11 protein-coding genes and 1 pseudogene are annotated in these 14,345 nt (G+C 34.8%); 11 read left to right on the top strand and 1 reads right to left on the bottom strand.

All coding sequences use genetic code 11. The features are described from left to right. Positions 1 to 40: 40 nt before the first annotated feature. Positions 41 to 1,507, bottom strand: coding sequence for an IS4 family transposase (locus tag HGO49_RS03200; protein WP_172758531.1), 1,467 nt, complete (start codon positions 1,505 to 1,507; stop codon positions 41 to 43). 115 nt (positions 1,508 to 1,622) lie between these two features. Between HGO49_RS03200 and HGO49_RS03195 the strand changes: the two genes are divergently transcribed. The 11 genes and pseudogenes from HGO49_RS03195 (at position 1,623) to HGO49_RS03145 (ending at position 14,243) form a co-directional block, all read left to right on the top strand. Next, positions 1,623 to 2,666 carry an ankyrin repeat domain-containing protein gene (locus HGO49_RS03195; RefSeq protein WP_172758387.1) on the top strand — a complete coding sequence of 348 codons (1,044 nt, stop codon included), beginning with the start codon at positions 1,623 to 1,625 and terminating at the stop codon, positions 2,664 to 2,666. 259 nt (positions 2,667 to 2,925) lie between these two features. Then, positions 2,926 to 4,108 (top strand): annotated as a pseudogene (locus tag HGO49_RS07510) (ankyrin repeat domain-containing protein). 130 nt (positions 4,109 to 4,238) lie between these two features. Continuing rightward, positions 4,239 to 5,465, top strand: a complete 1,227-nt coding sequence (locus tag HGO49_RS03185) for a cytochrome b (protein WP_017532216.1) — start codon at positions 4,239 to 4,241, stop codon at positions 5,463 to 5,465. Continuing rightward, positions 5,465 to 6,226 (top strand): cytochrome c1, encoded by a 762-nt coding sequence (locus tag HGO49_RS03180; protein ID WP_017532217.1) that lies wholly within the window; start codon positions 5,465 to 5,467, stop codon positions 6,224 to 6,226. The genes HGO49_RS03185 and HGO49_RS03180 overlap by 1 nt, the downstream gene beginning before the upstream one ends. 85 nt (positions 6,227 to 6,311) lie before the next feature. Continuing rightward, on the top strand, positions 6,312 to 8,246 hold the full coding sequence (gene uvrB, locus HGO49_RS03175) for an excinuclease ABC subunit UvrB (RefSeq protein WP_017532218.1): 1,935 nt from the start codon (positions 6,312 to 6,314) through the stop codon (positions 8,244 to 8,246). 306 nt (positions 8,247 to 8,552) lie between these two features. Further along, positions 8,553 to 9,749 (top strand): MFS transporter, encoded by a 1,197-nt coding sequence (locus HGO49_RS03170; protein WP_017532219.1) that lies wholly within the window; start codon positions 8,553 to 8,555, stop codon positions 9,747 to 9,749. A gap of 38 nt (positions 9,750 to 9,787) precedes the next feature. Next, the gene (locus HGO49_RS03165) at positions 9,788 to 10,087 is read left to right on the top strand and encodes an integration host factor subunit alpha (RefSeq protein ID WP_017532220.1); all 300 of its coding nucleotides are present in this window, start codon (positions 9,788 to 9,790) and stop codon (positions 10,085 to 10,087) included. After that, positions 10,084 to 10,410, top strand: a complete 327-nt coding sequence (locus HGO49_RS03160; protein ID WP_017532221.1) for a MerR family transcriptional regulator — start codon at positions 10,084 to 10,086, stop codon at positions 10,408 to 10,410. Before HGO49_RS03165 ends, HGO49_RS03160 begins: the two co-directional genes overlap by 4 nt. Before the next feature lie 52 nt (positions 10,411 to 10,462). Then, entirely contained in the window at positions 10,463 to 11,053 is a 591-nt protein-coding gene (locus tag HGO49_RS03155) for a murein hydrolase activator EnvC family protein (RefSeq protein WP_026092653.1), read from the top strand. Between the two features lie 4 nt (positions 11,054 to 11,057). Continuing rightward, positions 11,058 to 13,526, top strand: a complete 2,469-nt coding sequence (gene leuS / locus HGO49_RS03150) for a leucine--tRNA ligase (RefSeq protein ID WP_026092654.1) — start codon at positions 11,058 to 11,060, stop codon at positions 13,524 to 13,526. Between the two features lie 120 nt (positions 13,527 to 13,646). After that, positions 13,647 to 14,243, top strand: coding sequence for a membrane protein (locus tag HGO49_RS03145; protein ID WP_026092655.1), 597 nt, complete (start codon positions 13,647 to 13,649; stop codon positions 14,241 to 14,243). Positions 14,244 to 14,345 lie beyond the last annotated feature (102 nt).

Genomic DNA, 14,345 nt, shown 5'->3' with positions numbered 1-14,345 from the left:
GTGATACAAAATCGGGAACGTTGTCTTTTAGGACTTACTATTACCCACAAGTATAGAATTCATGAGCAAGTCTCCATCCTTCTGCTAAATCAAAGAGACGTTTCCATCCCTTCCACAAGGCTATAGGACCTGGTTCTAAGTCATTTTTGCGAGCTAAAAACCCTCCTAACTTGGCCACCCACCTCACAATTTCTCTTATAGGTGGTGGAGTCTCAGGATAGTTTTTTGTCTTAAGCATTTTGGTATATAAAACCTTCCATTCGTCATCAGTCAGTATGACAGTGCAAGAAAGATTCGGATTTGTTCTAGCTACCAATGTAATAAAAAATATTCTCCATGCAATTATACTCATAATTGTAAGAAAGCGGATCAATCTATCTGCTGTTTGGAGCCTACATTCTTCAACTTTAAGACCGGATTTCAAAATTTTATGAAAAACCTCTATTCTCCATCTTAAGCAATACCATTGTATTTTTTCTACTGCTTCTTCAAAATTATTAATATTTATATTTGTTAACAAAATCCAGTTTATGGGCTCTTCGCCAAATGGGGGATATCTTTCTATAACATAGACAGCATTTAAATTTAAATTAGGAAGTTTTTGGGTTTTACGTCTAGCGTTGTTTTTTGATGCATTCATCACAAAGTTACTAAACTTTACTTCTAAAACTGTTGTTCTTTGAGGTTTTTTATCGCGAGCAGGAATACTCACTTGAATTTCTCCTTGACAAGACATGCGATTCATCAAATCCCACAATCTTTCACCACCTTTTTCAGAATAAGTCGACTTCTTGTTTACTGTTCTGTTTTGATTTCCTCTTACTACAAAAAGAGATTGATTAGTGGAAGCAACTTCAAATAAATCATAAATATCTGCTTCTCTATCACAAACGGTAACTACCTTAACATCCTTTAATCCAGGATGTTTAGTAGAGTCTTTAAGTGATGCTATCCACCGTATGCTTTCTTTCTCTTCTATGGGAAGAGCAGTATTATGGCTTCTTCTTTTCAACTCCTTTAGGTCTTCAGTTAAGGAAGGTCTAGTACTAATTTTTTGATCCAATAATCCTATAGGTAGTCCTTCTGTTGTAACTGCAAACGTTGTATGCATCACTAATCCATGGGTTTTAAAATTAGTTGTTTTAGATGTTAATCTTGCTGCTATAATCCCTAATCCTTCGGTCTTTTTATGATTTTTATATGAAATATAACTCGTATCCTGGATAGCTAAGATAGTTGAGTATTCTTTAGCTCTTTCAACAGTTTTAATTATATGACTGTCTAATATTTTTCTTTCAGAAATGGCATCGTTTTGGAAAAATCTATAAGCTGCTTTACTTTGATGCCAATCTTCACAAGCTTGATTTATTGAACGCTCAGGCGATTCAGCAAAACTATTAACTATTTTTAGAAGCCTTTTACTTAATCTTATATCACCAAAATTAACAATTCCAAATTCACTTTCTGCCCATTCGCCAGTTGAGGTATTTATAGTTCTTTTCATCATATATTCCATTTTTAGACCATAGATCTATTTATAATAGAAAGTTGAATTAGTAAAATAGCAGCTTTTTCTCCATTTTTAGATTTATGGGTAATAGTAAGCTTTTAGGAGGTATGTGATGAAAGAGATGCAAGAACGGATAAAAACTGAGAACTTTATAAATGAGTTATTTATTGCCATAAAAGAGCATAGTCTTCTAAAAGCTAACATATGTATCAGAAGTGCAGTGAACATGAATTTAAAAAGTAGGGTTTTTATTGGTGAAAAATACGGTATGAAACCTATAAGTTTTGCTGTGAAAGAAAATAGCTTCAAGATATTGAGGTTTTTGGTTAATAACGGCGCCAATGTTAATGCTGCTAGTAGTGAAAATTTGAGAGTTGCATTGCACATCGCTGCTGAATATGGCAGAGAAGATGCAGGACAGCTTCTACTTAGTCGTTATGCTCAGATCAATTTGCAAGATATAACGGGTAAGGTGCCTTTGCACTTAGCGTCTTTCCATTGCCAAGTGGCAATGGTGGAATTTCTTATCAAACATGATGCTAATATTTATATAAGAGATGCGGGTGGTAGAATACCACTAGATGTTGTTGGAGATGATCCAAAATCTATATGTACTAGCAATACAAGGCAAAAAATAATATCTACATTAAAATGTGCTGATAAAGAAGTTAATTGTCAGACATTAGCTTCTAGAGCAAATCCTAAGGTAATAGAAGCTAGGAATTACTTTAGCTATCATGATAATAGTACAAATGCGTTAAGCGGCGCAGTAAAACCTTCTTCTTTTATTAATAATATATTTAGTTGGGTAACCACTGCCACACTCAGCAGCTTATTCAGCAGTGCTCCTGCTTTACCTTCTGCACAGCAATCTGTTGATCACTTGGCTGGTAGCACAATTAGTTCTTCACAAGTTGATTGTAATGGAATAATTCTACTAACTGCTGCAGCAATAAGTAAGTTCACAGGAAAAAAATATTCAAGGCCACTGGACAATTCACTTCTCACAATAGAAGAAATTAGAGAAAGAAAGCTTAACACTATAGAAAAAAACTTCGAGACGGCACTTAGTAAGTGTGAAAAACTTTATCAATGTCCTGAAAGTTCATTAAGCAATTTAACGATATCTAAAGGTATGCATCAAAAGTCCCTTTAAAATAAGCACTCGAGTTCGAGTGCTTATTTTCGTATAATCCTCTTTAAGTTAAAGCTCTTATATGTTGGGAATAAGCTGCTACGAAATTTAAGTAAATTAAGGAGGCTTATGGTATTTTGTACAAAAACTAAATGTAGCACGTGATGAAATAACAATCTCTTACGTTGTAAATTTTTTTTAATTTTACATATAAATTTTACTAGCATATGCCCAAATTATGTGGTATAAAGGTAAAAATTTTATACTTTAGGGGGGAGTTATGGTTACAAAAACAGAAGTTGAAAAATGGAGAGATGGGCTACGTTCTGCAGTAAAGGAACGTGATTTTCAAAAAGCTGAGGAGTATATTAGAGAAGGAAAGAAACATACTACTAACGTTATTAACTCTAAAGATAGAAATGGTAACTCACCCTTATCGATTGCTGTTAGTAAACAAGATTTAGAAATGATGGGTTTTTTAATTGAGAATGGCGCAGATGTTAATATTGAGGACTTTTTTCGTGTGCCTCCTATATACTATGCTGTTACAAAGGGCACCACAGAAATGATAGAGCTTCTAATCGATAAAAAGGCTAGCATTAGTGGTTATTTTTCATATGCTGGTGAAAAACGCACTCTTGTAGGCTGGGCTATAGATGAAAATAGTCCGAAAAAAGTTGAGGTCCTGCTTAAGCATGGTGCTAGTCCAAATAGCAAATTTGACTTTTACGACGATTCACAAGATTCGTGTCTACATGCTGCTATCCGAAGAGATTACAAAAAAATAGTTGAACTTCTCGTTAAATATAAAGCTGATGTCAATGTTCAAAACGAACGGGGGGGAAACACCTATATATTTGGCTATTAGTTCAAAACGTCCAAAAATAATTAAGCTGTTATATGATAATGGTGCCGACATTGATAATGTTAAGAATATAAGGAACGAGACACCATCAGATTATGTTAAGTTATTTTATTCCGGCAAAACGATAAAAGAAATTGCTGCAGAAGCAGAGAGTGCCAATGTAAACTCAGAAGATATTACTCCTGCACCAAGTAGTGCAGTAAGACCTTCTTCTTTTATTAATAGTGTATTTAGTTGGATGGGAACTTCAACAACTGCTGCACTCAGTAGCTTATTTCAGAGTTCCCCTGCTTTACCTTCTGCACAGCAATCTGTTGCACATTTGACTGGAAGCCCAATTGATTTTTCGCAAGTTGATTTTAATGGAACAGCTCTGCTAGCTGACGTGGTAATCAGAAAGTTTATCGGGAGGAAATATTCAAGACCATTGGATGATTCACTTTTGACATTGGAGCAAATTAGAGAAAGAAAGGTTAGTGCTATAGAAAGGGATATCAAGATGGTAATTAGTGAGTTTGAAAAACTTGATCAATGTCCTCGAAGTTTATTAAGCAATTCAACAATATCTAAAGGTGTATGTCATCAAAAATCCCTCTAAATCAGTTAAAACAAGCACTCAAGTCTGAGTGCTTGTTTTCGTGAAATCTATTATTTAAATTAAACTTTTTATTGTGCGTTGTAGGTAAGTTGTTACAATAAAATGAGTTAAGATGAAAAAACTTTAAGTTATGGAAGATGATAGCAAGAAAGAAATAACAGAAGAAAAAGGTATATTAGGTTGGATAGAGTATAGACTGCCTATATTTTCTTTTCTAAAACATACTGCTTCTTATCAAGTACCAAAAAATTTAAATTATGCTTGGAATTTTGGTTCTTTGGCTGGTATAGCACTAATTTTGCAGATAATAACAGGTATATTTCTTGCCATGCACTACACTCCGCATGTTGATCATGCATTTAATAGTGTGGAGCGTATAATGCGTGACGTAAGTTATGGGTGGCTGATACGTTACACTCATGCTGTTGGGGCGTCACTCTTCTTTATGGTGGTCTATGTTCATATCATGCGTGGATTATATTACGGATCTTATAAGAGGCCGCGAGAAATGGTGTGGTTTATTGGCATATTTATATTTTTTGCAATGATGGCAACTGCCTTTATGGGATATGTTCTTCCATGGGGACAAATGAGCTTTTGGGGTGCAACAGTTATAACTCAATTATTTTCAGCCATACCTTTAATTGGCGATAAAGTAGTTATATGGTTGTGGGGTAGTTTTTCCGTTGATAACCCAACACTTAATCGTTTTTTTGCCCTTCATTATCTTCTGCCCTTCATTATTATTGCTTTAGCTATGTTGCATGTTGTTGCTCTGCATAGATTTGGCTCTAATAACCCAAGTGGAATAGAAGTAAGATCAGGTAAGGACACTATTCCTTTTTACCCTTATTATATAGCAAAGGACTGCATAACTTTTGGTTTATTTTTTATAATTTTGTTTGGATTTGTTTTTTATGCCCCTAATTATCTTGGGCATCCTGATAATTATATAGAAGCTGATCCTATGGTAACTCCAGTACACATAGTACCAGAGTGGTATTTCCTACCTTTTTATGCGATGTTGCGCTCAATTCCAAATAAGCTTATTGGTGTACTTACCATGTTTGGATCTATTTTAGTTTGGTTTCTTTTGCCTTGGCTTGATAAATCAAAGGTTAAAAGTGGTGCTTATCGCCCATTATTTAAGAAATTTTTTTGGATTTTTGCAATAAATTTTGCATTTCTTGCTTGGCTTGGAGGGCAGGAAGTTAAAGAGCCTTACATTACCTTAAGTAGGCTCTCAACTCTTTATTATTTTTCATATTTTGTGATAATTTTACCTTTACTTAGTAAGTATGAGAAACCAAAAAAATTACCAAAAACAATAAGCGATTCCGTGCCGGAGATGAAGTGATGCTATTGGTTAAAGTTGCTGTGTTTTGTGTATTATTTTTCGCTAATTCTCTATCTGCAGAGGAGTTTAAACCTTTACCAAATAAGAAAATTGACTGGAGTTTTAATGGAATCACCGGATCTTTCGATAGAGAGTCAATTCAGCGTGGCTATAAAGTATACAAGGAAGTCTGTGCTGCTTGCCATTCAATGAATAGAATAGCGTTTCGTAACTTGCAAGATGTTGGTTTTTCCGAAGAGGATGTAAAACAAATTGCAGCCTCTTACCAAGTTAAAGATGGTCCGAATGATCTAGGTGAAATGTTTGATAGGCCTGGAACACCTTCAGATTACTTTATTGCACCTTTTGATACAAAGGAAGCAGCTGCAGCAAGCAACAATGGTGCAGTTCCACCAGATTTATCACTAATTGTTAAAGCAAGGCACGATGGTGCAAACTATGTCTATTCACTTTTGACAGGCTATCAAAACGGTGAACATGATGAGAACGGTTTATATTTTAATCCATATTTTTCAACAGGTAGGTTAGCTATGGCCCCACCTCTTTCTGAAGGAATGGTAGAATATGATGGTGCAAGACAAGCCACAGTTGAAAATATGTCATATGACGTGGTAAATTTTTTACAATGGGCAGCGGAGCCAGAACTGGAGCGCCGACATAAACTTGGGCTAAAAATAGTGACATATTTTATAATTTTGACGGTGTTTTTTGTATTAACCAACAACAGGATTTGGAGCAGGCTCTATAAAAAGAAAAAATAGAGTTTTTTATGTTCATTCTTTTATACCTTATTTACACTAGCAAATGTATTATATAATAACAAATACATTATGAAAATATAAAGGCATGGAATTTCAAATAGTTACACATTTCCAGCCAGCTGGAGATCAACCACAGGCAATAGATAGTTTAGTTGAAGGGCTAAATAACAACAAAAGAGATCAGGTTTTGCTTGGAGTTACTGGCTCTGGAAAAACTTTTACTATGGCAAATGTTATCGCAAGAACAAATAGGCCTGCACTAATTATGGCGCATAATAAAACTTTAGCGGCGCAGCTTTATGAGGAGATGAGAGGATTTTTCCCCCACAATGCTGTTGGATACTTCATTTCTTATTATGATTATTATCAGCCTGAGGCTTATTCGCCACAAACAGACACTTATATTGAAAAAGACTCTTTAATAAATGAAAGAATTGATATGCTACGTTATTCTGCTGTATGCTCTCTTTTGGAGCGTAGGGACACAATTGTAGTTGCCAGTGTTTCTTGTATATATGGTCTTGGTTCGCCTGAGAGCTATCTCAGCATGGCCTTAACTTTAAGTGCTGGAGATAAGATTAATGTTAATGATTTCCTGAATAATTTGGCTAATCTTCAATATAAGCGTTCTGATGTCAGATTTGAGCGAGGATATTTCAGAGTGCGCGGCGATATTATTGATATATTTCCTGCCTATTATGAAAATAAAGCTTGGCGTTTATCATTGTTTGGTGATGAAATAGAGGAAATTTCTGAGATTGATGCCATGAACGGCAATATTATCAGACGCATAGATAAAGTCACCATTTTTCCAAATAGCTATTACACTACATCACGTGAAACTCTATTGCAGGCGATCCAGATGATCAAAAAAGAACTGCATGAACGCTTGGATTATTACTATTCACAGAACAAAATCGTCGAAGCAAAGCGACTTGAGCAGCGTACTAATTTTGATATTGAAATGATGATGGCAACGGGAGTGTGTAAAGGTATTGAAAATTATTCGCGCTATCTTTACGGAATGAAAGCTGGGGATCCACCGCCTACATTGTTTGAGTATTTACCTAAAGATGTAATTTTATTTGTTGATGAAAGCCATGTAACCGTTCCCCAGATAGGTGCAATGTATAGTGGTAATGAAGCACGTAAAAAGAAGTTGATAGATTATGGTTTTAGGCTCCCTTCTGCTTTCGATAACCGTCCATTAAAGTTTGAAGAATGGGAGGCAATACGGCCCCAGACCATTTACATTTCGGCTACTCCAGGAAAATATGAGTTAGAAAAGACTAACCACGCATTTATAGAGCAAGTTATCCGCCCAACAGGACTGACAGATCCCATCTGCACCATAAAACCAACAGAGAGTCAGGTTGATGATGTGATTCATGAGGCACAAGTGACGATAAAAAAAGGGTTTTGTATTCTAATTACCACATTGACAAAAAAAATGGCTGAAAAGCTAGCTGAGCATATGAGTGAGCTCAGTATGAAAGTAACTTACCTACATTCAGATATTGGTGCACTGGAAAGAATTGAAATTATATGCAAATTAAGATCTAAAGAAATAGATGTTCTTGTTGGCGTGAACTTGTTGCGGGAAGGTCTTGATATTCCCGAGTGTGGGCTGGTTGCAATTTTAGATGCTGACAAAGAAGGGTTTTTACGATCAGAGACTTCGCTCATTCAAACGATAGGTCGTGCTGCACGCAATGTTGAAGGCAGAGTAATTTTATATGCAGACAAAATTACTAATTCTATGGATCGTGCACTGAAAGAAACTAAAAGGAGAAGAAAGAAACAGACAGAGCATAATACACTGAATAATATTGTACCAAAAACTATAATAAAGCCTATATCAAATACTTTACAGGAAAAAGTGGTAGTTGAGAATTTTAGTAAGAATGATCTAAACAGTTTGAAAAAGCAAATGTTGAAGCATGCTGAAAATTTAGAGTTTGAAGAGGCGGCAAAAATAAAAGGTATTATTGAAAGGTTTAATAATAGATCCACTGCATAATTAGAAAAAAGATGAATAATTAATAGCTAAACTGACTTTGATTTATCAACAATTTGAAAAAACATCATCTAAGTGGCAGAAAAATGAGCCAGTTCATGATAATTTCAAATTTTCACCTTTTATCTTATAGGTAATGATTGTTGAACTTATTTCTTTCTTGAGATTATGTACAGACTCTAACAAATTAAATCTCACAACAAATTTGTTGTTTCATAGCTTTTATATCATACTATAATTGCAACTGTTTTAACAATAATCAGAGCCTAAAAGAGGTTTATTATCAATGGACTATTTATAAAAAATCTTATGGAAAATAAAGCTTGGTTCATTTGGCTAATTAGTAACTTGATTGTTGTATTCAGCAATATGCAGATAATCTACACCTTTATAAGCGTGAATCTTGAAAAAGAACTTGGGCTCACAATCGCGCAAGTTGCACTAGCTAATTCAGCATATACTTGGACTTTTGCTATCTCACAATTTTTTAGTGGGGCAATGTTTAATGTTCTTTCCAGCAAAAAAATTTATTTTTTCTCATTGTCAATCATGCTCTTTGGTTTTTTTGTCCTTATCAAGAGTGACAATTTTGCCCATTTAATTTTATCTCAATTTTTGATCGCAATTGGAGCATCGTTTGGTTTTATTGGCGCTGCTCATGTAAGTAGCACATATTTTCCCCTTACTCAATTTGGACTGATGTTCTCACTAGTGCAGACAATTTCAAGTCTTTCTGCTTTGATGATTCAAATGTGCTTCTCTAGCTTGCTTGCCGAAGGTGCAGATTGGAAAAATCTTATTGTATGCGTAATATTATTTGGCGTATCGATATTTGTACTTATGTTTTTTTATCCGAAAGGACTTTCAAAAAAAAATTTGGGGGAATACACAATAAAAAGCTCTATAAAAACAGTAATATGTTCTATACTAACGGTGCTAAAATTAAGAGATATCTGGATAACTTCAATAGTGGGTGCTATCACTTTTGGAACATTTTTAGCGCTTAATATGCTGTGGGCACCAAGGTTACTAAGCAACTTAGAACTAAATACAATGGAGTTAGGTGTGGCAACTGCAATATTGTGGCTTGGTCTTGCAGTTGGTGCTCCAATTGCAGATTTAATCTCAAATCTATTTAAAAATAGAAGGCACGTAATCTCTGCTTTTGCCATATTGCAAGGTATTTCAGTTATTATTTTACTATACGGCAATTTAACAGTTCATATTATATACTTTTGTATGTTAATGTTTGGTTTTTTTGCAGGCGGACATATGCTTAATTTTACTGTTGGCAGTGAGATTGTTGAGCAGAAGTATATTAGCACATCATCATCCATTATCAATGGATTTATGTTTGTTATGAGTGGAATTTTAGTGTCAATTTTAGCACTTTTTTCAGATCATCAAATGGCGCTTTTCACAATATTTGCAATGTTAACATTTGCTAGTATTTTTAATTATGCTACAAAAGAAACATACTATAAAAATAAAGTAGCTGAATCTTGAGTCGACTGTTATATTATATTAACATACTATAATAAATTATGACAACAAAAGACACAACAGTAACTAAGGCAACAATAGCTGAATGTATAAACCAGAAAATTGGATTATCGAAAGAAGACTCTATTGCAATAATAGATGATATATTGGATGAGATAAAAACGAGCTTAGCAAAGGATGGGATAGTAAAAATATCTTCATTTGGAACATTTTTGGTTAAAAACAAGAAAGAAAGACCAGGAAATATACCAAAGACATCGGAAAGGGTAGTAATTAAAGCGAGAAAATCAATTTCTTTTAGACCTTCAAAAATGATGAAGAAATTAATAAACAACCGATGAATAAGGAAAAATTATTTTACACAATTGGAGAAGTAGCTGAAGAACTACATTTGGAGCAGCATGTTTTAAGATTCTGGGAAAGTCAATTTCATCAAATTAAACCCATAAAACGTAAGGGAAGAAGACTATATGATCACAAGTGTATAGAGGCAATAAAGAAAATAAAATATATGCTATATGATAGAGGATATACAATAAAAGGAGTACAAAAGGAATGTGGCAACGATGTAAAAATTGATCATGATTCAAGGAATTTATTGCAAGAGCTTACTGATTTAAGAGAATATTTGACTGATAAAATAAATGAAGAAAGTAATAAATAGACGAAAAATACTATAAAGTTTTGTGAAAGTTGATCTATCTAGAGATAAGTTTATGTGTCGTATAGCCTTGTTCTTTATATTATCAGCAATACTGATAAGCTGTGGCCTGCAAAAACCTGCACCTGTACTACTTAAAGGCGAAGAATTTTATGGAAAAAGAGACCTAGAGTACACAAGGGAGTATCATTTGATTAAAGAAAATGTTGATTCCTCGCTGCAAAAAGAAAGTAGAAAAGCCTTCGTAGATAAGGTATATAACAATAATGCACAAAGCATGTGTAAATTTGTAATACCGGTTAAAGGTGCAGTTACCTCTTCTGATAAAATATGTCAAGATGGCATAAAAATTACTGCTCAAGGTGGAACAAAGGTTATTGCTTCTGCACCTGGCAAAGTGATATACGTAGGCAAAGGCCTGAGGTGGTACGGAAATTTAATTATAGTGGAACATAAAGATAATTACATGACTATGTACTCCTACTTAAAAAACATACAAGTTGAAATTGGTGATAAAGTAAAACAAGGTCAAGTAATTGGATCTGCAGGTAAATCAAGCACACAAGATAAAGATCCGCAGATGTGTTTCACAATAAGGCATAATGGTCAAGCAGTCGATCCTTTAGTACATATAAACTGTGATTGAATTTATGAAATATGATTTTAAAAACGTTGAAAAATTCTACCAAAATAAGTGGGATTTTTCTGTAAGCAAAGATAGTAAAAAGAAGAAATGTTACGTGTTGGAAATGTTTCCATATCCATCTGGTAAGATTCATATGGGGCACCTGCGTAACTATGCAATAGGAGATGTTATAGCACGTTACAAGAGAGCTCGTGGATTTGAGGTTTTGCACCCAATTGGCTGGGATGCGTTTGGATTACCAGCTGAAAATGCAGCAAGGGACAATAACATTAACCCTGCAGCATGGACAAAAGATAATATAGATAATATGCGCGCGCAGCTAAAATCTATAGGTCTTTCATACAATTGGGATCGTGAGCTCTCCACATGTGAGGCTGATTATTACAAACACGAACAGAAATTTTTTCTGGATTTTTTAAAGCATGGTCTTGCCTATCGAAAAGAGTCGTGGGTTAATTGGGATCCAGTGGACCAAACAGTGCTTGCAAATGAGCAAGTGGTTGATGGAAAAGGATGGCGATCAGGTGCAGTTGTTGAAAAACGTAAGTTATCTCAGTGGTTTTTAAAGATTACTGATTTTGCTGAAGATTTACTTCATTGCTCGCAAAATTTAAAAAATTGGCCAGAGAAAGTGAAAACAATGCAAGAGCGTTGGATAGGAAAATCTGAAGGGGTAACTATAGAGTTTGAAATAGTCGGCTCGAATAAGAAATTAAAGGTTTTTACAGTTTGTCCTCATGCTTTATTTGGAGCTTCTTTTCTTGCAATAGCATCAGAGCATCCTATTGTGCGAGATCTTAAGGACGAAGACATACAAGGCTTTATCGACAGTGTGAAGGCAAAGGGGGAGAATGATGAAAAAATCGGGATTTACACAAGATTAAATGTCAAACATCCATTTCTTGATAAAGAATTGCCACTGTACATAGCGAATTTTGTGTTGATGGAGTATGGAGAAGGTGCGATTTTTGGTTGCCCTGCACATGATCAGCGTGATTTTGAATTTGCACAGAAGTATGGTTTACCGATTATTCCTCTAGTTTGTGAAGAGAGCACAAAGACCACAGAGATCTTAAAAGAACCGTACTGCGGTGATGGAGTGATGTTCAATTCTGAATTCTTAAACGGACTAATGATTAATGAGGCAAAGGAAGTAATCATTAAAAAGCTTGAAGAAAAAGGAATAAGCAAAAAAACAGTAAACTACCGTTTGCATGATTGGGGAATTTCAAGGCAACGTTATTGGGGATGTCCTATACCTGTTATATATTGTAAAGATTGTGGAATTGTTCCAGTTCCAGAAAAAGACCTCCCTGTTGTTCTACCAACGGATGTAGAATTTACAAGTGGTGGTAATCCCCTGGATAAGCACCCAACCTGGAAATTTGTTGATTGTCCAAAGTGCGGAAAGCAAGCAGAACGTGAAACTGATACATTTGACACTTTTTTTGAATCTTCTTGGTATTTTGCTGCATTTTGCAGTGAAAATAAATCGATTAATAAAGATACTTGTAATCGTTTTATGCCTGTTGATTATTACATAGGTGGAATAGAACATGCAATTCTACATTTGCTTTACTCAAGGTTTTTCTGCCGTGCTTTAACTAAATGTGGCTATTTTGACGTTAAAGAGCCTTTCTCTACTTTAATCACTCAAGGAATGGTCTGCCATATAACTTATAAAGATGAGAATGGCAAATGGCTCTTTCCCGAAGAAGCAAAAGAGTTGATTGCGAAGGGTACTAAGATCCAAGTTGGAAAAGTCGAAAAGATGAGCAAGTCGAAAAAGAACACAGTTGACCCAAACTTTATCATAGAAAAATACGGTGCTGATACTGCTCGTTTGTTTGTATTATCTGACACTCCTCCGGAAAAAGATATGGAATGGTCTGATGATGGAGTGGAAGGTTGTTTTCGCTACATAAATAAATTGTGGCGTATGGTAGTGCAACTTAGGCCCGTAAACATACACTATGATAATGAAAACATTGTAGGTAAACTCCTAGAGTACAGAAAAAAAATCCATAAACTATTGCAAGGACTTACAGATGACTTGGAAAACTGCAGATTAAACTGTGTGGTAGCAAAGTTTCGTGAAATGACAAATTTAATAGCTGAAATAGACGTAAAAACTGGAAAATCTCTTATTGATGAAGGTATATGCATACTAATCAGAGTAATTGAGCCATTCATGCCACACCTGGCTGAAAATTTATGGCAAGAAATAGGAGGCGAAGGTATGCTATATCTAAAGCCTTGGCCAAAAGCTGATGAATCACTACTAATTGATAATATGGTGACTGTAGCAGTGCAGATCAATGGAAAGTTACGTGCGACCATTGAAGTGGCAACTGATTTACCTCAAGAAAAATTGAAGAAAATAGCAACAGATTCTGTATCTAACAAAATCGATCAAAGCAAAATTCGCACTATATATGCTGTACCAAATAAGATAGTAAACATAGTTATATAAAAATTTTGAGTAGCATGTCGCTAATTTCGTAGGTATACTTTTTTTGATATGAGGTTATATCTTTTTTAATATAAAGGATATATACTTGTGCATTATATATTTTTTTGTATGGGTAGTTATATGAAAATAAAAGGATTGTGTGTTTTAGCTGTTTTGCTCACTTCATCTCTAGCAGGTGCAGCTAGTAATAAAGTAGCTAGTAATAGTGCAAAAGAGCAGTATTACGCAGGTTTAAACTTTGGTGGTGGATGGGGTGCTGGATTAAAAATAAAACCTGGCTTAGTTTTTGGTTATAATTATGATAAAAGCTCTAAGTTTGAACTTGAGATTCTCACCGACGTAAGTGATATGTTTGGAGGTAAAGTTGTAGATGCAGATGGAAAACCAACACAAGAAGATAAAGTAAAGAAAATGGGAGCTAGTTTATTAGCAAATTACCGTTATTATCCTGACGTTGACATTGATCCTGTGAAACTATATGTCAGTGGAGGTTTAGGAGGACATCTACAAGTATATCCTTTTGAGATTGTTGGCACTGAAACACTAGATAAAATACTGGGTGCTATTTCGTACAAACTGAAGGTTGGTGTTGATTATGAAATTGCTCCACAGATAGTTGGTACAGCTGCTTTAACCGTAGGCGGGCAACTGAGTGGTGTAAAAACAGTGGCAGTACCGGATATGATGCTGGAAGTAGGAGTACGCTATAATTTTTAATGCTGGATAACATTGAGTACATTTTTAATGTTTAGGTGTAACCACAAGCAATGCTCAAAACTTGCTGCTAGCATGTTTGAACACTTATTCCAGTCTGTTTTA

Source organism: Wolbachia endosymbiont of Diaphorina citri, assembly GCF_013096535.2.
Taxonomy (GTDB): Bacteria; Pseudomonadota; Alphaproteobacteria; order Rickettsiales; family Anaplasmataceae; genus Wolbachia.
This window is presented reverse-complemented; position numbering and strand designations above follow the sequence as displayed.

Excerpts from the sequence above, each read along its gene's own strand:
- HGO49_RS03200 (WP_172758531.1), bottom strand. The coding sequence starts at position 1,507 with ATGATGAAAAGAACTATAAATACCTCAACTGGCGAATGGGCAGAAAGT.
- HGO49_RS03195 (WP_172758387.1), top strand. The coding sequence starts at position 1,623 with ATGAAAGAGATGCAAGAACGGATAAAAACTGAGAACTTTATAAATGAG.
- HGO49_RS03185 (WP_017532216.1), top strand. The coding sequence starts at position 4,239 with ATGGAAGATGATAGCAAGAAAGAAATAACAGAAGAAAAAGGTATATTA.
- HGO49_RS03180 (WP_017532217.1), top strand. The coding sequence starts at position 5,465 with ATGCTATTGGTTAAAGTTGCTGTGTTTTGTGTATTATTTTTCGCTAAT.
- uvrB (WP_017532218.1), top strand. The coding sequence starts at position 6,312 with ATGGAATTTCAAATAGTTACACATTTCCAGCCAGCTGGAGATCAACCA.
- HGO49_RS03170 (WP_017532219.1), top strand. The coding sequence starts at position 8,553 with ATGGAAAATAAAGCTTGGTTCATTTGGCTAATTAGTAACTTGATTGTT.
- HGO49_RS03165 (WP_017532220.1), top strand. The coding sequence starts at position 9,788 with ATGACAACAAAAGACACAACAGTAACTAAGGCAACAATAGCTGAATGT.
- HGO49_RS03160 (WP_017532221.1), top strand. The coding sequence starts at position 10,084 with ATGAATAAGGAAAAATTATTTTACACAATTGGAGAAGTAGCTGAAGAA.
- HGO49_RS03155 (WP_026092653.1), top strand. The coding sequence starts at position 10,463 with ATGTGTCGTATAGCCTTGTTCTTTATATTATCAGCAATACTGATAAGC.
- leuS (WP_026092654.1), top strand. The coding sequence starts at position 11,058 with ATGAAATATGATTTTAAAAACGTTGAAAAATTCTACCAAAATAAGTGG.
- HGO49_RS03145 (WP_026092655.1), top strand. The coding sequence starts at position 13,647 with ATGAAAATAAAAGGATTGTGTGTTTTAGCTGTTTTGCTCACTTCATCT.